The 18,941-nt window shown below is 69.4% G+C and carries 23 protein-coding genes; 20 read left to right on the top strand and 3 right to left on the bottom strand.

The window, feature by feature from the left end; genetic code table 11:
- Positions 1-384: a 6-pyruvoyl trahydropterin synthase family protein gene (locus AC08OO_RS09245; RefSeq protein WP_054569588.1), complete on the bottom strand. Its 384-nt coding sequence runs from the start codon at positions 382-384 to the stop codon at positions 1-3.
- A 94-nt stretch (positions 385-478) separates the two neighbouring features.
- Here AC08OO_RS09245 and AC08OO_RS09240 point away from each other — a divergent pair, with 94 nt between their 5' ends.
- From AC08OO_RS09240 to AC08OO_RS09165, 16 genes are all read left to right on the top strand, one after another.
- Positions 479-742 (top strand): hypothetical protein, encoded by a 264-nt coding sequence (locus tag AC08OO_RS09240; RefSeq protein WP_476618418.1) that lies wholly within the window; start codon positions 479-481, stop codon positions 740-742.
- 351 nt (positions 743-1,093) lie between these two features.
- Positions 1,094-2,653 (top strand): hypothetical protein, encoded by a 1,560-nt coding sequence (locus AC08OO_RS09235; protein ID WP_476609565.1) that lies wholly within the window; start codon positions 1,094-1,096, stop codon positions 2,651-2,653.
- Positions 2,646-2,945, top strand: a complete 300-nt coding sequence (locus AC08OO_RS09230; protein WP_476609564.1) for a 4a-hydroxytetrahydrobiopterin dehydratase — start codon at positions 2,646-2,648, stop codon at positions 2,943-2,945. The genes AC08OO_RS09235 and AC08OO_RS09230 overlap by 8 nt, the downstream gene beginning before the upstream one ends.
- Positions 2,946-3,095: 150 nt before the next feature.
- A complete protein-coding gene (locus tag AC08OO_RS09225) occupies positions 3,096-3,410 on the top strand; it encodes a 4a-hydroxytetrahydrobiopterin dehydratase (RefSeq protein ID WP_476609563.1) in 315 nt (104 codons plus the stop codon).
- Between the two features lie 619 nt (positions 3,411-4,029).
- Entirely contained in the window at positions 4,030-4,452 is a 423-nt protein-coding gene (locus tag AC08OO_RS09220; RefSeq protein ID WP_476609562.1) for a 6-pyruvoyl trahydropterin synthase family protein, read from the top strand.
- On the top strand, positions 4,452-5,180 hold the full coding sequence (locus AC08OO_RS09215) for a 7-carboxy-7-deazaguanine synthase QueE (RefSeq protein WP_476609561.1): 729 nt from the start codon (positions 4,452-4,454) through the stop codon (positions 5,178-5,180). The genes AC08OO_RS09220 and AC08OO_RS09215 overlap by 1 nt, the downstream gene beginning before the upstream one ends.
- Positions 5,170-5,943, top strand: coding sequence for a nucleoside/nucleotide kinase family protein (locus tag AC08OO_RS09210; RefSeq protein ID WP_476609560.1), 774 nt, complete (start codon positions 5,170-5,172; stop codon positions 5,941-5,943). Before AC08OO_RS09215 ends, AC08OO_RS09210 begins: the two co-directional genes overlap by 11 nt.
- On the top strand, positions 5,936-6,670 hold the full coding sequence (locus AC08OO_RS09205; RefSeq protein ID WP_476609559.1) for a 7-cyano-7-deazaguanine synthase: 735 nt from the start codon (positions 5,936-5,938) through the stop codon (positions 6,668-6,670). Before AC08OO_RS09210 ends, AC08OO_RS09205 begins: the two co-directional genes overlap by 8 nt.
- Entirely contained in the window at positions 6,667-7,185 is a 519-nt protein-coding gene (locus tag AC08OO_RS09200; protein ID WP_476609558.1) for a nucleoside 2-deoxyribosyltransferase, read from the top strand. Before AC08OO_RS09205 ends, AC08OO_RS09200 begins: the two co-directional genes overlap by 4 nt.
- Positions 7,182-8,075, top strand: coding sequence for a sugar phosphate isomerase/epimerase family protein (locus AC08OO_RS09195; RefSeq protein WP_476609557.1), 894 nt, complete (start codon positions 7,182-7,184; stop codon positions 8,073-8,075). Before AC08OO_RS09200 ends, AC08OO_RS09195 begins: the two co-directional genes overlap by 4 nt.
- Positions 8,072-8,812, top strand: coding sequence for a ribulose-phosphate 3-epimerase (locus tag AC08OO_RS09190; RefSeq protein ID WP_134351637.1), 741 nt, complete (start codon positions 8,072-8,074; stop codon positions 8,810-8,812). Before AC08OO_RS09195 ends, AC08OO_RS09190 begins: the two co-directional genes overlap by 4 nt.
- Complete coding sequence (locus AC08OO_RS09185; protein ID WP_476609556.1) at positions 8,809-9,600, top strand: HAD family hydrolase; 792 nt, start codon at positions 8,809-8,811, stop codon at positions 9,598-9,600. Before AC08OO_RS09190 ends, AC08OO_RS09185 begins: the two co-directional genes overlap by 4 nt.
- Before the next feature lie 22 nt (positions 9,601-9,622).
- Positions 9,623-10,456 carry a cupin domain-containing protein gene (locus AC08OO_RS09180; protein ID WP_476618417.1) on the top strand — a complete coding sequence of 278 codons (834 nt, stop codon included), beginning with the start codon at positions 9,623-9,625 and terminating at the stop codon, positions 10,454-10,456.
- Complete coding sequence (locus tag AC08OO_RS09175; protein WP_476609554.1) at positions 10,453-11,571, top strand: hypothetical protein; 1,119 nt, start codon at positions 10,453-10,455, stop codon at positions 11,569-11,571. Before AC08OO_RS09180 ends, AC08OO_RS09175 begins: the two co-directional genes overlap by 4 nt.
- Positions 11,572-11,618: 47 nt before the next feature.
- Positions 11,619-12,515 (top strand): nucleotidyltransferase family protein, encoded by an 897-nt coding sequence (locus tag AC08OO_RS09170; protein ID WP_476609553.1) that lies wholly within the window; start codon positions 11,619-11,621, stop codon positions 12,513-12,515.
- A gap of 26 nt (positions 12,516-12,541) precedes the next feature.
- Positions 12,542-13,081 carry a P-loop nucleotide/nucleoside kinase family protein gene (locus AC08OO_RS09165; protein WP_476609552.1) on the top strand — a complete coding sequence of 180 codons (540 nt, stop codon included), beginning with the start codon at positions 12,542-12,544 and terminating at the stop codon, positions 13,079-13,081.
- A gap of 13 nt (positions 13,082-13,094) precedes the next feature.
- Here the strand turns inward: AC08OO_RS09165 and AC08OO_RS09160 are convergent, their stop codons facing one another.
- Both AC08OO_RS09160 and AC08OO_RS09155 read right to left on the bottom strand, forming a co-directional pair.
- Positions 13,095-14,033, bottom strand: a complete 939-nt coding sequence (locus tag AC08OO_RS09160; protein ID WP_476609551.1) for a phosphotransferase family protein — start codon at positions 14,031-14,033, stop codon at positions 13,095-13,097.
- A gap of 76 nt (positions 14,034-14,109) precedes the next feature.
- On the bottom strand, positions 14,110-14,784 hold the full coding sequence (locus tag AC08OO_RS09155; protein ID WP_476609550.1) for a dTMP kinase: 675 nt from the start codon (positions 14,782-14,784) through the stop codon (positions 14,110-14,112).
- A gap of 739 nt (positions 14,785-15,523) precedes the next feature.
- Here AC08OO_RS09155 and AC08OO_RS09150 point away from each other — a divergent pair.
- The 4 genes from AC08OO_RS09150 to AC08OO_RS09135 all read left to right on the top strand — a co-directional run bounded on the left by AC08OO_RS09150 (position 15,524) and on the right by AC08OO_RS09135 (position 18,431).
- Positions 15,524-16,564 (top strand): radical SAM protein, encoded by a 1,041-nt coding sequence (locus AC08OO_RS09150; RefSeq protein WP_476609549.1) that lies wholly within the window; start codon positions 15,524-15,526, stop codon positions 16,562-16,564.
- On the top strand, positions 16,557-17,258 hold the full coding sequence (locus tag AC08OO_RS09145) for a hypothetical protein (protein ID WP_476609548.1): 702 nt from the start codon (positions 16,557-16,559) through the stop codon (positions 17,256-17,258). Before AC08OO_RS09150 ends, AC08OO_RS09145 begins: the two co-directional genes overlap by 8 nt.
- Positions 17,259-17,343: 85 nt before the next feature.
- Positions 17,344-17,958 (top strand): AAA family ATPase, encoded by a 615-nt coding sequence (locus tag AC08OO_RS09140; RefSeq protein ID WP_476609547.1) that lies wholly within the window; start codon positions 17,344-17,346, stop codon positions 17,956-17,958.
- A gap of 26 nt (positions 17,959-17,984) precedes the next feature.
- Positions 17,985-18,431, top strand: a complete 447-nt coding sequence (locus AC08OO_RS09135) for an NUDIX hydrolase (protein ID WP_476609546.1) — start codon at positions 17,985-17,987, stop codon at positions 18,429-18,431.
- Positions 18,432-18,941: the final 510 nt, after the last annotated feature.

Below are 18,941 nucleotides of genomic sequence, written 5' to 3'. Positions count from 1 at the left end.
TCAGTCACGCCCGGGAGGGGTGTATTCGGCCCAGCTCCCAGGCGTCTCCGCGACGCGCATCGACACGAGCCTGCCCGGGATCAGCGGCTCCAGGTTGTCGATGAACCAGTGAGCCAGGTGGGTTGCCACCAGCTCGCTGGTCGGTGGGACGTCCAGCACCTCGTTCAGGTCGCGGTGGTCGAAGTGCTTGTCCAGGAAGTCGCTGAACGGCACCAGGTCGCCGAAGTCGGTCACGAATCCGGGCCCACTGAGACGGTCTGCGGTGAGCACGACCTCGACGGTGTAGGTGTGCCCGTGTACACGGGCACACTTGTGCCCTGACGCGAGCCCCTCAAGGTGGTGGGCCGCGTCGAAGGAGAAACGCTTACCGATCCGGTATTCCATGTGCCACCTCCTTCAGAAAGTCGTCAGACGACCTTCGTTGGAAACAAAAAGTAAAATTTCTCGTCGTCGACAGTTAATTCCCATGATCACGAAAATGGCTCTCACCGCCTTCGGTGCCGACACCCACACCGAGCAGTTCCTTCCGACGCTTACGGTCTGCCGCGCATTTCGGGCAGAATCTCCTGACGTTCAAGGTCTTCTAAATGAGGTGAATCGGGATGAACCCCCTTCATCCGAGCACCATCAGCAAGATCGTTTACATGAAGGTGTGTGGCGCATCACCACGATGACCGACGCCCGGGGGGCGAGTCATTCCCTCCACCACGAACATTTTGTTCACCTGCCAGAAGAGGGATGACCTGCGAAAACACCGCCGCATGGGTGCCCTTATTCGGCGCGATCATGTAGATCTGTTCGGCGTCTCCCGTTGGGTCCCGCTGCCACCGTCGGCGCGACGCCGCGAGCAGCGGACGCCGAGCGCTGACGGGTGCGGAGCACCTTCGCCTCCGTCGCGACAGCCCTCTTCGGGCCATCACCGGTCCGCCCTCCTGCACCCCTGGACGGCACGCCGGTATGTCCCACATGCCTCTGAGGTGAGCACCCGGGCCGCGCGATCCGTAACTGTTTGGCTACCCTGACATGGATTCGTGCTACGGATAGAGGGTGCAGCGATCAGCGTTCACGTCCGGAGAGGATGTGCGGTGGCCTCATGAGCAAGCTCAGCCGGCGGGTGGAGCAGGATGAGTTGCGGGCGCGGATGCGCGCGGTGGGTATGTCCCACGACGAGATCGCCGTCGAGTTCGCCCGCCGTTACCACTACCGTCCCCGGGCCGCCCATCGCCATGCCCGCGGCTGGACCCAGACGCAGGCCGCGAACCACATCAATGCCCACGCCGCCCGCGCCGGCCTCGACCCGGACGGCGCCGCGCCCATGACCGGCCCGAAGCTGTCGGAACTGGAGAACTGGCCGCTACCGAACAACCGTCGCCGGCCCACCCCCCAGCTCCTCGCCCTGCTCGCCGAGGTCTACAACACCAACATCCACAACCTGATCGACCTCGACGACCGCGAACACCTCACCCCCGCCGACATGCTCCTCATCAACACCATGCGCCGAGATGTTCGATCAACGCCGCAGGCCGGATCGCGGGCGGCGATGTCGCAGCCCGCAGGCTCGTCCTCCAGACAGGCCGGTCCGGGCTTCGAGTCGAGATACAGCGGCGGCGCACCCCGGACGCTGCGTCTCGATGCAGCTGCTGGGAAAACCGAGGGAGTGGACGCACTCAACCGCCGCGAGTTCACCCGCCTCGCCGGATCAGCGGTCGTGACGGGTCTGGCCGGTGCGGGCCGTGCCCGCCACGTCGACCCGGCGCTCGTCTCCTACTTCGATGGCCAGCTGAAAGGCCACTACCACGCGGACATGCTGCTCGGCTCTGGCGCGCTGATCGGCACGGTCGCCGCCCAGTTCGAGGTCATCACACAGCTCGTGGACACGGCGGACGGGTCGACCCGCCAGCGCCTGGCGAAGGTCGGCTCGTCCTTCGCCGCGTTCGCCGCCTGGCTGTGGCTGGACGCCGGCGATCCGGGCGCTGCGATGCGCTGCCACGACGCCGCCCTGGAACTGGCGCACCGCTGTGGAGAACGTGACGCCGTCGCCTGCGCGCTGGTCGACCGGGCGATGGCCTTCACCGACCTGGGCAACACAGCGGCTGTGATCGACCTGTGCCAGGCCGCGCTGGTCGACGCCCGGCACCTCGCGCCCGAGGTTCGGGTGTTCGCCTTGCAGCAGCAGGCACACGGCGCCTCGCTGCGCGGTGACCGCCGCCAGGTCGATTTCCTGCTCGATCAGGCTGGCCGGCTCATGGACCAGGTCGACGTCGAGGAGTGGGGCACGGCCTGCCGCCGCACCGACAGCTACGTCGAAGTGCAACGCGCCACCTGCTACGGACGGCTCGGCCTCGCCGACGACGCCGACCGGCTCTGGCAGCAGATCATCCCTGCCGCACCCCCGTCAGCCCGCCGCGACGTCGGGGTGTGGTCAGCGCGCCACGCGATCGCCGCCGCGCGGCAGGGAGAACCGGAACGGGCAGTGGAACTCACACGCCAGGCAAGCGCGCTCGCGGTGGAGACCGGCTCCGCACGCGCCCGGCGGGAACTGGATACGGTCGCCGTGGCGATGGCCCCGTGGCGTGCTCACTCCATCGGCCAGGAACTGGCGGACGCGCTCGCGCCCGTCACCATCGACGAACCAGAGAGGGATCATGGCTGAGGCGCTGTCACCCGAACAGATCGAGGAACACCTCAAGACCCTGGACGGATGGACGACCGACGGCCGACGCATCGAACGGCTCTACTCGATACCCCACGTCCAGGGCGCGGCGTTTGTCATGCACATCGCCGCCATTCAGAACGAGTTCGGCCACCACTCTGACGCGACGCTCGGATACAAGACCGTGCACTTGTCCATCAGCTCCAGCGACATCGGCGGCTACGTCGCCGAGCACGACATCGAGCTCGCCAGGCGCATCCAGGAAATCGCGCCAGTACATGGAGCAGGGTAGAGAACAAGCCATGCCGGGGCGGAGTTGTTGGCCTGACGCGCAGGGCTGGGCGTGTGATGATCAGTCTGCGGGAAGCCGCATGCGACTGGAAGGGCACGACCGTCGGCCGCGACCTCGACGAGATCTTCGCGCTGGAGAAGGAGACCCGACGTGCCGGATGTTTCTGCGCCCCTGGCCGATGACGAGATCGAGGCCCGGCTACGCGAGCTACCCGGCTGGGCCCGAGTCGGCCAGGAGATCACCAAGTCCTTCCGCATCCGCTACCACGGCGGAGTCGCCCTGATCGTGCACGTCGCCGACATCGAGCGGCTCATCGGCCACCATGCGGACATCGACCTGCGCTGGGACAGCATCCGCTTCGGGATCACCACCCACGACGCCGGGCTCCGGCTCACTGCGGCCGACTTCGATCTCGCGCGGCGCATCAACGCCATCGCCAAAGCCCACAGCACGGAACCGCCCTGACACCTGCCAGGATCGCGCCTTGGTGACCGGCATTGCCGAGAATGAGGTTCTCGTATTCATTGAGCGCCCCCTGAATTCTTCTGATAAAATCAGGCCATCGACCCGCTCTTACGCGAGGTAAACCGTCGCCAGTCGAGTCATCCGACTAGTCTCACGCAGCATTCGATCTAGGCGCGCGCAAATCTTACCAATTTCGATCATCGATCTCCAGTCGCTCTCCAGGACGCCATCATTTCAATGCCTGCCGCTGCCGCATCGACGCCGGCGAGCAGGAGCAGAAACAAGGATTCCGATCCGTCGGGCCCAGAAGACGCAGCCGCGCCGCGTGTTGTCGCACCTGCTGTGCCGCAGCCCCTGCGGTAGCGACGCCTGCATCGTCACCGCTTGCCACGAAGTCATCGACCGCCGACTTGCCATTCTGCCTGGTCAGGCGCTCGCGGAGCGGGGAACGACTTCTTCGTAACCCAGGGAATGACCGAGGCAGGCGTGCATCGCCATGCTGGTCTTCCTGTGGTTCCGGCGATGGAGCAGCTGACGCATGCTGCGACAGTTCTCCACTCGGATAGTGCTGGCCCGCGACATGGCCGTGTGTCGCGGCCGGGATTCTTGGAGGGCGAGGATGGAGCGCACAGTGATCGAAAGTCGGATATCCGGTGCGGCGACCTTTCGGATTGGGAAACGGTTCACCTTCGATGCCGCGCACCACCTGCCGAGCCTGCCTACCGACCACAAGTGCTCCCGCGTTCATGGCCACACGTACACGGTGGAGTTCGTGCTGGAAGCCTCGGAGCTGGCCGGTCCGGGGTTCGTCACCGATTTCGGTGATCTCGCCGTCGCCGGTCGTTATCTCGCCGAGGCATTCGATCACCGTGATCTGAACGAGGTGCTGGACGTCGAGCCGACCAGCGAAGCGCTCGCGCAGCATCTGGCCCGGTGGTTTCTGACCCAGGTGGAGCCCGGGGTGCACGGCCGACTCGTGGCGGTCCGGGTGTCGGAGACCCCGAGCAGCTGGGCCGAGTACCTGATCGGGGAGTCGCGGTGATGCGGGCTTCCCCGGGTGCGCCGCCGCGTGCCGCGACGTCGCGTGGGCTTGTGGTCGTGGAGCGGTTCGGTCCGACGTTTCAGGGTGAGGGGCCGACGGCCGGCCAGCGGGCGCTGTTCCTACGGTTGTCGGCCTGCAACCTGTCGTGCGTGTGGTGCGACGAGCCGCATACGTGGGACAGGAACCGGTTCGACGTGGACGCGCACAGCGAGCGGCTGAGCCAGCGCACGCTGCTCGGCTGGGCGCTGGACTCGCCGGTGACCCGTGTGGTCGTGACCAGCGGGAAGCCGCTGCTGCAACAGGCCGCCCTGTTTCCGCTGGTCGCCGCGCTCGCGCAGGCGGGACGGCAGGTGGAGATCGAGACGAACGGCACCGTGGCGCCGACGGCGGAGATGGTCGAGGTCGTCGAGCGGTTCACCGTCTCGCCGAAGTTGTCGGGTTCGCGGGTGGCCGCGGGCCGGCGGATCGTTCCGGCGGCGTTGATGGCGTTCGCGGGCTGCGGCAAGGCCGTGTTCAAGTTCGTGGTCTCCGCCGTCGGGGAGATCGACGAGATCGAGGAGCTGGAGGGTCGTTTCGGCCTGGCCCCGGTGTGGGTGATGCCGGAAGGCACCGACGAGCCGACCGTGCTGGCCGGTATGCGGCACCTGGCCGAGATCGCCCTGGAACGGGGCTGGAACCTCTCGCCGCGTCTGCACGTGCTGCTGTGGGGGAACGCCCGTGGCCACTGACCAGCCCAGTTCCCCCGTCACGGCCGGTCCCACGGCTGGGCGCCTGCGCCCGCGTAGCGGTGTGCTCGTCACGGTCGAGGGGCTGTGGGGCGCGGGAAAGACGACCATGGCCGGGCAGCTCGGCCGCCGCCTGGCAGGGCACGGGTTCGACGTCGAGGTGGTGCACTACGGGCCGCTGCCAGGCGTGGTGGGTCGGCTGTCGCGCTGGCTGGAACGCGAGCCGCTGCGGACCAGGACGGGGACCGGCGGGTTCCGTCACCCTCATCACGCCACGGTCGACGTGTTCGCGCGGCTGTGCCGGGAGGCGTGGCACCACAACCACTTCTACCGGCCGGCGCTGGAGGCGCACGACGTCGTGGTGGTCGACCACGGCGTCTACTCCAAGATCGCCTACTGCCTGACGATCCTCAGCGAAACGCGCCCTGATGTCACCGACAGCGCGCTGCTCGACCAGCTCCGGGGGTGCGTCGCCCCGTGGTTCTGTGTCCCGGACCGGGCGTACTTCCTGGACGTCCCGTGGCCCCTGGCACGGGAACGAGCGATCCTGCGCGGACGCGGCGGTGGAGTGCCGGGCTCTGTGGAGCGGCTGCTGTTCCTACCGCGGTTCGACGCCGCCTACCGGCACGTGGTCGCCGCCTTCCCCGACGTGGTGGTCCCCGTCGTCGTCGACCTGCGTGAGGCCGACGACATCGCCGACGAGATCGAACACGACCTGCTGGCCTTGCTCGGTGTTCCCACCGCGGGAGGAGATCTTGGTGTCTGACGTGCTGCTGTTCTCCGCCGGGCTGGACTCGTTCCCGGCCTGGCACTACCTCGACAAACCCCCGGCGCTGTACTTCGACCTCGGCCACCGCTACCGCGACCAGGAACGGGCCGCGATCACGACGCTGGTCGAACGGTGCGGCATCGAGGTGAGCGTCAGCCGGGAACTCGACCTGTCGCGGTGGGAAGCCGACGACGCGATCATCCCGCTGCGCAACGTCTACCTCGCGATGCTGGCCGCGAACCGGGCCGAGCGGATCTGGTGCGTCGGGGTCAAGGGCGACACGACCGCGGACAAGAGCCCCCAGGCGTTCCGCCAGATCAGCCAGATGATCACAGATCTGTCGGGACGGCCGGTCTGGCTGGACAGCCCGTTCTGGCAGATGACCAAGACGGAGATCGTCGCCTGGTACCTCGGCCAGGGCCTGCCGGCCGGCGACCTGCTGCTGACGTTCTCCTGCTCCCGCACCGACACTGAAATGGCGCACTGTGGGCAGTGCTCCAGCTGCCTGCGCCGCTGGATCTCCCTGGTCAACAACGGCGTCGACGCGCCGTTCGAGACCGACCCGTGGACCTGGGCGCGGGTCGCCGACTACTACGTCCCTGCGATGCGGGACGGCACCTACCCGGACCATCGGGCCGAGGAGTTCTTCGCCGCCCTCGACGCCGTCGGCTTCGTCCCACCGCCTCCCGCCCGCCACACCGTCCCGAAGGACGGCCGCCGGTGAGGGTCTACATCGCCGCGCCGCTGTTCAGCCAGGCGGAGAAAGAGTTCAACCTGACCGTCGACCGCGCGCTGCGGAACCTCGGCCTTGACACCTACCTGCCGCAGCGGGACGCCGGCGAAGCCGCGCCGCTGATCCGCGTCGGCGCCGACGAACACACCGTCCGGGCTCGGCTGTTCACCGCCGACTGCACGGCCGTCGGCGACTGTGAGCTGTTCCTGCTCGTCCTGGACGGCCGGGTGCCCGACGAAGGGGCCTGCTTCGAGCTCGGCCTCGCGTACGCGGCCGGCAAGACCTGCTTCGGATTGCAGACCGACTCCCGCCGCTTCGGCGGCACCGACTCGAACAACCTGATGATCGACTACGCGTTGGGTGGTGGCATCAGCCACTCCCTCGACGAGCTCACCGCCACCCTGGCCGCGCACCTGCGTGACCGGCGGACGGACACCACCGCGGACGGCTCGGGACCCACGGACTCCGAGCCCCGCACACCGACCGCAGGAGGACAGCCCGCATGAACCTCGGTATCAACCTGTGCTTCGCCGTCAAACGCCAGCTGGAACCGCAGCGGTGGGCCGAGTTCGTCCGCGCCGATCTCGGCCTGGACACGGTGCAGGTCACCTTCGACCTGCTCGACCCGTGGTGGCCGGAACGGGAACGCGACCAGGTCGCCCGCCGCATCGCCGACGCCGCCGCCGCGTGGGACCTCACCATCCACAGCGCCTACGTCGGCCTGGCACACTACCTGCCCGCCGGGCTACTCGATCCCGACCCGCAGGCGCGGGCGGTCGCGCTGACCTGGTGGCGGCGGGCCTGCGACGTGACCGCGCTGCTCGGCGCCGGTTCCGTCGGGGGACCGCTGGGCACCTTGAGTGTTCAGGACGCCGCCGACCCCGACAGCCGGGCCCGGCGCTACGCCGACCTACTCGACTCAATGGTGTTCGTCGCCGACCACGCCGCGGCTGTCGGTCTCGCCGAGTTCCTCGTCGAACCGACGCCGATCGCCCGCGAGATCCCGGCCACGGTCGACCAGGCCGACCAGCTGATACGCGACCTCGCCGGACGCACCGAGGTGCCGGTCGGTCTGACCCTCGACATCGGTCACACCGTCTACCAGCCGCTGTACGGCCCGGACAGCACACCAGCGGACTGGATCAGCCCGCTGGGCCCGGCGATCCGGCTGGTGCACCTCGACAACACCGACGGCCTGGGCGACCCGCACTGGGGCTGGCCCCACCCGCAGGGACGTGTGGATGTCGCCGAGGTCGGCGCGGCGCTGCGGGACGCCGGGCTCGACGACGTGCCGGTGCTGCTGGAGGTCTACCCGCGGTTCGAGGACGACGACGACCAGGTCCGCCGGACGATCGCCAGCTCGGTCGCCCACTGCAAAGAACAACTCGCCCGATGAGCACCACCCGCGCCGCCTCGTCGAGTGAGCCGCTGGCCGGCCTGCCGGACGGGCGGCTGCTGGTCGACGTCTCCGTCTGGTCGGCGGACCTGACGTGCCTGCGCGCCGAGATCGAGCGCGCCTCGCCCGTGGCCGACCTGTTCCACTTCGACGTCGGCGACAGCCAGTTCGTGCCCGACCTGCTGTTCTTCCCGGACCTGCTCGCCGCGCTGCGCCCGCTGACAACCGTCCCCTTCCACGCCCACCTCATGGTCCGCCGACCCGCCCCGCTCGCCGCCCTGTTCGCGCAGGCCGGCGCCGACCTCATCACCGTCCACGCCGAAACCGGCGACGACGTCCACCCGGCCCTCGACACGATCCGCCAGCACGGGAAAGCCGCCGGCCTGGCACTCACCCTCGACACCCCTGTCACGGCCGTCCGCCCCTACCTCGACGCGGTCGATGTCGTCGTCCTCGTCGGCACCCCGATCGGCACCCGAGGCACCGGACTCGCCCCGGCCGCGCTCGACCGCCTCCGAACCCTGCGCGGTCTCCTGCACGAGACTGGCCGCGACCAGGCCGTGAAGATCCTCGCCGACGGCGGCATCCGCGAGCCGACTGTCGGCCCGCTCGCCGACGCCGGTGCCGACGGCGTGGTCGCCGGCTCTCTGCTGTTCGGCAGCGACGACCTGACCGCCACGACCCGGTGGCTGCACCAGCACGTCCCGCCGCGGGCCACCGCCAAGCGCCCGCGGTGAGTGGCACGGTCGTCAGCGTGGACCTGTGGGGAACGCTGATCAGCTACGGCGACCGGGACGCCGAAGCCGCCTGGCGGGTCCGCGAGTTCCACCTGGCCCTGACTGCGTTCGGCCACGCCCTCCCCGCCGAGCACCTGGACACCACGGTCCGAGCGGTCCGCGCCGAGCTGCTCGACGAGCAGCGACAGCACGGTCGGCAGATCCCGGTCCCCGAGCAGGTCCGCACGATCGTCCGCCGGCTCGGAATCGACGCCGACGACACCCTCGTCCAGGTGCTCACGGTCGCGCACACCCACGCCGTGCTGCGGGCCTGCCCCCAGCTGATCCCCGGCGCGCACGCCTGCCTCGCCGCGCTGTCCGCCGCCGGCTACCGCCTCGTCCTCGCCTCCAACACCCTGGCGACCCCAGGAGCCGTCACCCGGCAGATCCTCGACCGCCACCGGCTCACCGACCACTTCGACCGGCTGTTCTTCTCCAGCGAACTCGGCGTGGCCAAACCCCAGGCCGCGATGTTCCACTCCATCGCCGAGCAGACCGGCGCCCCCGTCGACCAGGTCGTGCACGTCGGCAACGACTGGCGCACCGACGTCCGCGGCGCCCTCGACGCGGGCTGCCGCGCGGTCTGGTTCAACCCCGGACGCAAGCCGTCGCGCCCCGAAGCGCCCGACGCCGCACTGCTCGTCGACATCCCCGCGCTGGTCCAGCGACTCGCCCACCAGACCACGCCCACCGCGGCACCCGAGGCGTCGGCCGCCGACGCCGGCCGGCGAGCCGCCAACCGGCCCTGACCGACGTTCGGACAGGAGACACATGGACTCCCCTGCCGCACCATGCCCCGTAACCACCGCCACCACGACCGAGGACGATCTCCCCGCCGGTATCGCGTCTCTCCTCGGCGCCGCCCCCGGCCCGCCCAGCCGCCGATTCCTGTCCCATCTCCTGTACGGCGACGCCGATGCCAGCCGCCCCCACACCGCCTTCGCCGACCGCCGTCAGATCGAGACGGCGCTGAAGGCCGGCGACAATCCGCTGCTGTACGAGGCGTACCGGGACGTCGCACCCACCCGGCACGGCTGGCGGGCCGACCTCGTCGTCTACCAGCCCGGCACACTGCCCGACGGGCAGCCCCACCGGTCCATCGGCCACTGGAACCCGCCCACCCAGCTGGAGATCTTCCAGACCCTGAGCGGCACCACCCTGATGCTGGTAGCCGGGCACCGGCCCGACGGCTCCCGCTACGCCCACCAGGCGACAACCCGGGCCGGAGACCTCGCCATCGTGCCGTTCGGGGCCTGGCACCTCACCTACGTCCTCGACGGCCCGGCAGCCGTGTTCAACATCTACACCGACATCCACCTCGACCCCGACGACGCCTACCCCCGCCAGGACGACGCGAAGTACCAGCGGGCCACTGCTCCCGGCCTCGTCGTTGTACGCGACCGCGACACCGAACACCCCCTCATCGTCACCGCCGACTCACAGCGTGAGTACGGCCCGCCGACCGCGCTACCCGTTCCCGCCTGGCTGGCGTCCTGGCCGCTGGCCACCCGCCTCCCAAACCTGCACCAGGACGCGCCGATGACCTCCCTGGCCGCGCTGGTACGGACCGCCCTCGCCACGGAGAACCTCCGAGGACCAGCATGACCCGCAATCCCGCCGCCGACGGCCCGCGTCCTCGCCACGTCACCTGCTTCCGCCTCGCCGACGCCTCGGTCACCCTCACCACGACCGTGACCGCCGCGACGCGCGCCGCCGAGGACACTCTCTACGCCTACCGGACCACCGCCGACACGCACGCCGCGTGGCACATCGACATCACCATCACCGACCCCCGCCACAGCCTCCTCGACGCCCCGCCCGACGCCGGCGACCTCCGCGAGATCGGCCCCAGCGAGCTCACCGCCCGTCACCTCACCGAGGGCGGACGCGAGGTGTTCTGGATCGACCGGCACCGCACCCTCGTCGTGCACGACCCCGCCCGGCGTGCGATTACCGTCCACTGCGCCACCGACGACGCGGCGACCTACTACGCCGTCCGCCTCGTCCGCCAACTCATCACCGCCCAGCTCCTCGCCGCAAGCGCGGTTTACACCCATACCGCCGCACTCGTCCACCGCGACCACGGCATCCTGATCGCCGGCCATCCCGGGGCCGGAAAGACCACCACCCTCGTCGCCGTCCTGCGCCGGCTTGGCGGAGAGTTCGTGACCAGCGACCGGCTCCTGCTCACCCCAGACAGAAACGACGGGCTGCTCGGCTACGCCTGGCCCGCCCACCTCCGCGTCGGCATCGGCACCCTGCTCGCCTACCCCGACCTCACCGGCCTCGTCCCCACTGGCCTACACGGGGACCCGGCCCACCGGCACACGAAGCTCAGCATCGAACCCCCCGACATCCCACGCCTGGTGCACGCGGGCACGCTCACCGCCTCCTGCCGCCCCCACGTGATGATCTGGCCGCAGTTGTCACCGTCCGCAGGGAACGCCCGTCACGAGCGCATCCCTGCGGAGACCGTCCACGCCACCCTGACAAGCAACCAGCTGTTCATGCACCGCCCCACCTCGGGCGCCAGCTCCCACATCAACCACTGGCTCGCCCCGACGCCCCCGGCCCACACGACGGAGAGCAACAGGCGTGCCGTCGTCGCCGTCCTCGCCCGGACCGTGCCCTGCTACGCACTGGTAGCCCGCCCTGACCCCATCGTGATTGCCGACGCGGTCACCGCGATCCTCCACGACGCCGGCGCAGCCACCCGATGAGACCAGCGACCCCGCCTGTCCCCGCATCTCCACCGGCGACGCCACAGGTGGAACACCTCCTCCTGGAAGCGGCCTGCCTGCCCGCACCCGTCGAGCAGCACCACGCCACGATCCGACCGCTGCTCACCGAGCCGACACTGCACTGGGGCACGCTGCTCGCCACCGCCATCGAGCACAAGGTGCTGTGCCTGCTCGCCGACACCCTCACCACCACCGGCCTCGCCGACGAGATCCCACAGGCGTTCCGCCGCTTCCTGGCCTCCGTCCTGCGCGCCAGCCGGCACAAGACCGCCGTCCACCGCGCGCAGGCCGCTGCCCTCACCGACGCCGCGGCCCGCCAGCGCATCGCCTTCGCAGCCGTCAAAGGCATCGCCCTGGAGTCCCAGCTGTATGGAGGACGTGGCGCCCGCGAGTTCAGCGACCTCGACGTCCTCGTCGCTCCGGATCACGCCGACGCCTTCCGCCGCGCCCTGCGCCTGCTCGGCTACCAGCCCGGACACTACGACCCGGCCACCCACCACGTCGTCCTTGACGACCCGGCGTCAGCGACTTATGCCCGCCTGCACGACGACCTTGTCACCCCCTGCACGGCCGTCGACATCATCACCGACCTGCCCCAGCCCGCGGGCGTTCCCCCGGACCTGGTGCCGAACATGCTCGACCGCCGCCGATCCCAGCCTCTTCCCGGCCACCCGCAGGTCGACCTGCCCGTCCTCGACCCCCTCAATCACCTCGCCGTCGTCCTCCTCACGGCGCGACGCAAGACCCACGCGGGCAGAGCCGTGTCCCTGCGCATGCGTGCCGACGCGCTGCGCCTCACCCCAGCGAACACGCAGATCACGCGCGCGACCCGGCTGCTTGCCGGCGGAGATGTCCGCGGCCTCGACGACCTGTGGGACCCCTGCCGCGCCGCCGGCCGGTCGGCACCCACAGCGGACGACTGAGGCCGCACCAACAGGGAAGGATCTTGATGATCGTGCAACTGGCTGGTCTCCCCGGCACCGGGAAGAGCACCCTCGCCGCCGAACTCGGCAGGCACCTGCCCGCCGCCGTCCTCAGCAAGGACCACATCCGCCACGCCCTGTTCACCAACCCCTATCTCACCTACAGCCCTGCCCAGGACGACCTGTGCATCGACGTCGCCCACCAGGCCGCTGCCCACCTGATCGACGAGGGAATCGCCCCCGCCGTCGTACTCGACGGCCCGACCTGCCACCGCGCCGGCCAGATCAGCCGGGTCGCCCACCTCGCCGACCGCCTCGGACGCCCCCTGCACGTCATCGAGTGCGTCTGCCCGCCGGCCGTCGCGCACGCACGTCTCACCCGGGATCAGGCCGAGGGCACGCATCCAGCAGCCGACCGCACCGTCGCCCTCTACCAGCGGATTCGCGCGAACGCGGTCCCCATCCCGGAACCGAAAATCGTCCTGGCCACGGACACCGAGCTGGCGGCCGTCGTCGCGCGCTGCCTCGACCGACTCGGCGTCACCTCCCGCACCGCGCCCGGCTGAGCGCGCCACCACCTCACTGGTCGCGAAACAGAGCCCGAACACGGTCCAGCTGCGCGGAGAACTCCCCGGCCCGCCGTTCCCGCTGCTTCCACAGCACCGCCAGCCACCGCAACGCGCACGTCCGCTGCGCCGCGCGGAACCTCGGCATCAGCTCGCCCTCGATCCCGAGCGCCGTGACCACGTCCAACCAGACCCGGTCGTCGACCTCACGTGCGCTGATGTGCTCGACGAGATCGGCGGCGTCGAACGCCAGATCGCTCCACCCGCAGAACTCGAAGTCGACGCAGCGCGCGACCGCCCCATCCCACAGCCAGTTCACCAGGTTCCCGTCACCCCGCGAGAAGATCCGCGCCGCGGGACGGGCGAGTGTCTCCGCGTCTCCGCTGTCCCGCCACATCCCCAGCAGCTGTCGCAGGTCCCGCGTCAGCGGGTCGTCCGGCCGCGTGTCGAGCTGGCCGGGCCATACGTCGGTCAGCCTCGCCATGAAGTGCACCGCGGAGTCGACGCGGGGCAGCTTCGCGAAGCCGGTCTCCCACGGGAGGTCGTGGATCGGTCGCAGCGTCGCGGCCAGCCCCGTCAGGGCCGCCTCCCGCGCCGCCGGCTCAGCCAGGTCAGGGATGCACGTACCTGGCAACATGGTCATCGCGACGACGGGCTGGGCCTCATGCTGATCCCGCCACAACGGCCGCGGCACGTTCGGCACAGCATGCTCATCGAGCAGGGAGAGCGCCCTCCATTCCCGCTCCGCTCGCTGCCGGTCATCGACCCGGTACGCCTTCACGCACACCTCGCCGCCCTGCGGGTCCCGCCAGGCGAAGACGTGGTTGTTCCGGCCGCCCCTCAACGGACGAACACCGAGGCGGTGCAGGGCCTCGTCGCGTTCCGGGCCGTCGACCGCGAGACGTCTGCGCAGGTCGTCCGCCAGCCGCGTAGACGTTAGGGAGGGTGCCATCGTCGGCGCTTCAGACAGTGACGGCTTCACAGCACACGAAGCCTACGGGCGAAGGCCGCCCGCCGCGCGGACGGGCTCACGCCCGCGTGGAAGTTCCCTTCGCCGACCGCTTCAGCCGTGCGGCGACCGTCTCCCAGACGGCCGTGTGCACGGTCTCCGGCGCCTGCCCGGCCGTCGACACCCTGGTCATGCCGGCGTCGCGTGCGGCCAGCTCCTGATAGGCAGGATCCACGAACGTCAGGTACGCGCGCTGCTCACCTGTCCACCGTCTCCCGTCACGGGCCTCCGCCCGCGCGATCGTCTCCCCAACAGGCGCCGACAGCCACAGCACGACGTCCGCCCGTCGCCCGGCAAGGCGTCCCAACCCGTCGAGCCAGGACACAGCCTCGTCCACTTCCACCGCATGCTGTCGGATCAGGGATGCAAGCCCGTACGAGAACATGGTGTGCACACCACGGTCCTCGATCACCACATCGTGGTGATCGAGCGCCGGCTCGATCCGCGTCGCCACGATGTCCGCGCGCACCGCCGCTGCCAACAGGCACTCGGTCACCACGTCCCCGTGACGCAGGAACGGATCATCCGACGACGAGAAGATCTCCACCAGGGTCGTCCCGACATCCCCGGTGTCGAGGGTGGCGAGATCCGGGAGTAAGGCGACCAGGAGTCCTTCACCGCGAAGCCGCTCCTCCAGCAGACGGCCCTGCGTCGACTTCCCCGACCCGGGAAGACCTTCCAGGCTGACGAGCATCCCGACACCTCCGATCACGGTGGCGACTATTGAAGGGCAGTTCGGCCATCAGCATCGGCCGTCGTGCCGGCCTACCGTAGCTGCCGCACCCGAGCCAGGGTGAATCGGGCAGCGCGCCTTCCTTCCGGCATGGCTCGCCGAAGAATTGTTAGAAGGATAATGCTGCCACACTTCTTGAATGAAGCGTGGCATTCAACGATTCCGGCGGACGGTAGGAGGCTCGCGACAACGTCTCGTGCCGGCCGGCGTGGGTGCTGCTGCTGGACGAGCAGGGCTTCGCACCCTCGACCGTGTCGAGCCCGCGGCGACGGGGAGTCCTCAAAGATGGCACGAGCGCATAGACGTCGAGCATGCCCGGATAGGGCGGGTTCCTCCACGATCGGCGCTCCGGCCAGGATGGCAGATGGCCGCCCGCCACAGCTCCACGTGGACACCGACATGATCACGGAAGGCGCCGCCCTGGCTCCCGGGTACGCCACAAACGATCACTGTCTGGTTTCGACGGAATCCGCCGAACAGATCAGGGGGTTCAAGCCGAACAAAGCGCACTCGTCGACACTGTTGTCGCAGGTCAGTGGGCCCACGCAGACCCGAAGCGGATGTTCGCATTGCGGGGAATGACTGGCGTGCCGCCGCTTGGGAAGCTGAGGGCGTTCAGCGTCGACGCGGTCAGCTCGCCGTCACGATAGCCGCGGCCAGCTGACCCGGTCGTCGAGGCGCCTACGACGAGAAGGATCTGATGATCACCTCCTCTCCGCCTCTTCCAACCGTTGATACTGGGGTACGGCCGGGCCTCGGTGAGATCTGCGCGTCTACCGCCGAGCCTGTCGTCTTCACCAACGGGCACCATTTCAGGCTGAGGGCTCCGCTGGATCTGGAGGCGGTCGCAGCCGGGGCGGCTGGGCCACTGTCAGTAATCCTTCAGGTCACGAAGCGGTGCAATTTCGACTGCTCGTTCTGCTCCGAGACGTTGCAGGAGCCCGACCCGACGCTGGCCGCCTTGGAGCGGATGCGGGACAATTTGGCCGGGGTGCCCCGAGTTTTCCTCAGCGGCGGCGAGCCGCTGCTGCGCCGGGACTTCGTCGACATCGTCGACATGTTCGCCGGGACGGTGATCGGCGTGCCGACCAACGCGACCCGCGGCCTTCAACACGCGGCACGCCTGTCCGGCAAGATCGCGTTCGTCAACGTCGGGCTCGAAGGCCCACGGGCCACGACCAACCGTGTCCGGGGAGACTACGACGCGGTGATGGCCGGGATACGGGCGTTCCAGGACGTCGGTCTGCCGCTGTCGCTGTCGGCGGTGGTCTACCGCTCGACGGTGGCCGCGCTGCCATACACCTACCAGATCGCCGATCTGCTCAATGCCGGGAAACTCAAGCTGATCATGCCGTTGAAAAAGGGTAACGCGCTCGACCTCGCCGACAACGAGTTCATCTCCGTGGAGGAAGCCACGGCGACGTTCGACCGGCTCGCCGAACTCCGCACAGCGCACGACTGGCGGCCGGCACTGCGGCTGACATCCTGGACCCCGGACACCGAAGGCCACATGATCGTGGTCAGCCCGCGTGGGCTGGCAAGTGCCTGGCCGGTCTACGACGCCCCCGACCTGCTCGAACCGCTGGGCAACCTGCTCGACGAGCCGATCACCGCGATCTGGAAGCGGTACCGCTTCCGACGCAATCACTACGCCAAGTACCTGGGGCGCTCGATCCGCACCCTCACCCGCGCCGAGCAACCGCCGGCCGAACCTCCGTCGCTGCGTATCAGCCATGCGTGACGCGACGAACCTGGGCTGGACCGACACACCGTTCGGCGCCGCACGGCGGCCGTTCGCCGAACGCACCCCGCTGCTGGCCGCGTTCACCGTCTCGACCCGCGCCGCGGCGCCGGCCGCCCTCGCAGCGGTCTACCTGCGGCTGCCGCGGGGACGCACCCTGACGGTGACCGACACGACGCTGCGGTTCGGCTTCCACGCCCTCGCGGCCGAGCAACCGGCTGAGACCCCCACCATTGCTGCCATGCTCGACGCCCTGCTGGTACAGGCGCGACGCCAGGCGGCGATCCTCACCGGCTACCAGCTCGCCGACACTCTGGCAAGGCTCGCCACCGCCGACACACCCACACGGGGAATCACCGCCCTCGCCGCCACCTGGCCGGGTCAGACCACGCAGCCCGGTATCGCCCGCCTCTGCGACACGGCACACGGCCCCACACCGCCCGCGCTGCACGACGTGTGCGCCGCCGCCCACCTCCACGGCCTGCCCACCGACTCAGACCCAGCCGCCGGCCCTGCCTTGGCGGCACCCATGACCTCCGCCACCGCGCCGCAGACCCTTCGGCAGGTCATTCTCCGAGCACTGGGGATCGCGCTCCTCGCGGCGCGCAGCGCCGGCCACTACCAATGGGACCGGCTCGATCTCGACACTGTCATCGAGGCCGCCGCCTGGGACCAGACGGCAGCGGCCACGTGAGGAACCCATCGGCACGGCCCTCGTCTCGCCACGCCGCACCGGCCGGCCGCAGCGACCAGATGTCCGCCGCGGAAGGAGCTCGCTGATGCTGCGCAACTGCCTGGTCGTCGCCGTCGAGGGCACCCACGCCTCGGGCAAGACCACCCTCACCCACGCCCTCGCCGCCTACTACCGGGAACGCGGCGTGCACGTCGCCTGCGTCCCCGAGCCCGCGCGCAACAGCCCGTTCATCGAGGAGATCGTCGTCCACGGCCGCGGCGAGTTCGACCTGGAGACCGAGGTCGACCTCTTCGCCGCCCAGCTGACCAGCCTCCTGCGCACCGCACGCCAACACACCATGGTCATCGCGGACAAGACAATCGCGAACGTCCTCGCCTACGCCTGGCTCGTCCTACCCGGCGGCCCCGAAGGACCCCACGCGCCTGTCCTACGCGCGATGGAAGCGTTCTGCCGGGCCTGGGCGCCGTTCTACGACGCGGTGTTCTACTGCACCGACAAGTTCGACCAGCAGCAGCTCGGCGACCCCTACCGGTCGCGCGTCCTCGACATCCAGCCTGCGGCCGACCGGGTCGTGCGCAGCATCTGCGCCACCGTCGGACAGCGGATCTACGACATCCCACCGAACATGCCCACCAGCGCACGGGTCGGCTGGATCGCCGAGCAACTCACCACCCTCGGCCTCGACCCGACAAACCGCTGACCCACGTCCCTGGGAGACTGCCCTCCATGGCGTACACCAGTGTCATCGACGTCATGCTTCTGCTCATCCGAGACGGCGCGGTTCTGCTCGCTGAGCGATCCGGTACCGGCTTCGCTGACGGCTGGTTCAACCTGCCCTCAGGCAAGCTGGAGGACGGTGAGGACGTCGCCGCCGCGATCTGCCGCGAGGCTCGCGAGGAGATCGGCTTTCGCCTGGACCGTCAGACGCTGTCGCTCGCCTCGACCGTGCACTTCCGCAACGAGCACGGCGAGGGTCGGCTCGGACTGTTCTTCCACGCGCAGTCGTGGGAGGGCAAGCCGATCAACGCCGAGCCGCACAAATGCGCCCGCCTCGGCTGGTTCCCGCTCGACGCCCTGCCCGACAACACCTACCCCTACACACGGATAGGTGTCGAGCTGTACCGGAAGCGGCAGAACTTCGCCGTCTCGGGATGGACACCTGCCGACGCCTAGCAAGCCATGTCGCACGGCGTGGACACCTCGTACATGGCTAGGCGACAGGCGGATCTGTTGAACCGGGCGCCAGCCTGCTTCGTCGGCTGCCCACGTGTTCGCGACGACGATCAAGAACGTCCGGCCGGGTTCTACGTGAAGTCGACGCTGTGGCCGAAGTTCTGGAGGTGCTAGGCCCTATCTGTGCAGGTAGCGGCCCCGTGTGGTGGGGAACTATTTGTTCGCGTTCCAGGGAATGACCATCCTGTGCGATGTCGCGGACAGTGACAGATGCTACACGCACACCGCCGAAGCCGGTCCAATCCGGGGCCATCCGTACGGCGGTGGAGCACCGTCCGTCCGGAAGGCATCGCCGTGGAGCATCCCCCTGAGCCCCTCGCCCGTCTGTTCACCGCTGTACGCCTCGCCGGCGCCAATCCGGCTGCCGGCCCACCCGATCTCAGCGAGCTGCTGCTCGATCCACTCGCGCTTCGCAGGTGGGTGGAGCAGCAGTGTGCCGGTGGGGTGAGG

It is taken from the genome of Frankia sp. CeCAU1 (assembly GCF_977971845.1).
This window is presented reverse-complemented; position numbering and strand designations above follow the sequence as displayed.

Bases quoted from the DNA above. Each gene is read 5' to 3' on its own strand.
- AC08OO_RS09190 (WP_134351637.1), top strand. From the start codon at position 8,072: ATGAGCACCACCCGCGCCGCCTCGTCGAGTGAGCCGCTGGCCGGCCTG.
- AC08OO_RS09155 (WP_476609550.1), bottom strand. From the start codon at position 14,784: ATGCTCGTCAGCCTGGAAGGTCTTCCCGGGTCGGGGAAGTCGACGCAG.
- AC08OO_RS09135 (WP_476609546.1), top strand. From the start codon at position 17,985: ATGGCGTACACCAGTGTCATCGACGTCATGCTTCTGCTCATCCGAGAC.
- AC08OO_RS09235 (WP_476609565.1), top strand. From the start codon at position 1,094: ATGAGCAAGCTCAGCCGGCGGGTGGAGCAGGATGAGTTGCGGGCGCGG.
- AC08OO_RS09150 (WP_476609549.1), top strand. From the start codon at position 15,524: ATGATCACCTCCTCTCCGCCTCTTCCAACCGTTGATACTGGGGTACGG.
- AC08OO_RS09165 (WP_476609552.1), top strand. From the start codon at position 12,542: ATGATCGTGCAACTGGCTGGTCTCCCCGGCACCGGGAAGAGCACCCTC.
- AC08OO_RS09230 (WP_476609564.1), top strand. From the start codon at position 2,646: ATGGCTGAGGCGCTGTCACCCGAACAGATCGAGGAACACCTCAAGACC.
- AC08OO_RS09245 (WP_054569588.1), bottom strand. From the start codon at position 384: ATGGAATACCGGATCGGTAAGCGTTTCTCCTTCGACGCGGCCCACCAC.
- AC08OO_RS09195 (WP_476609557.1), top strand. From the start codon at position 7,182: ATGAACCTCGGTATCAACCTGTGCTTCGCCGTCAAACGCCAGCTGGAA.
- AC08OO_RS09240 (WP_476618418.1), top strand. From the start codon at position 479: ATGGCTCTCACCGCCTTCGGTGCCGACACCCACACCGAGCAGTTCCTT.
- AC08OO_RS09215 (WP_476609561.1), top strand. From the start codon at position 4,452: ATGCGGGCTTCCCCGGGTGCGCCGCCGCGTGCCGCGACGTCGCGTGGG.
- AC08OO_RS09145 (WP_476609548.1), top strand. From the start codon at position 16,557: ATGCGTGACGCGACGAACCTGGGCTGGACCGACACACCGTTCGGCGCC.
- AC08OO_RS09160 (WP_476609551.1), bottom strand. From the start codon at position 14,033: ATGGCACCCTCCCTAACGTCTACGCGGCTGGCGGACGACCTGCGCAGA.
- AC08OO_RS09220 (WP_476609562.1), top strand. From the start codon at position 4,030: ATGGAGCGCACAGTGATCGAAAGTCGGATATCCGGTGCGGCGACCTTT.
- AC08OO_RS09175 (WP_476609554.1), top strand. From the start codon at position 10,453: ATGACCCGCAATCCCGCCGCCGACGGCCCGCGTCCTCGCCACGTCACC.
- AC08OO_RS09140 (WP_476609547.1), top strand. From the start codon at position 17,344: ATGCTGCGCAACTGCCTGGTCGTCGCCGTCGAGGGCACCCACGCCTCG.
- AC08OO_RS09180 (WP_476618417.1), top strand. From the start codon at position 9,623: ATGGACTCCCCTGCCGCACCATGCCCCGTAACCACCGCCACCACGACC.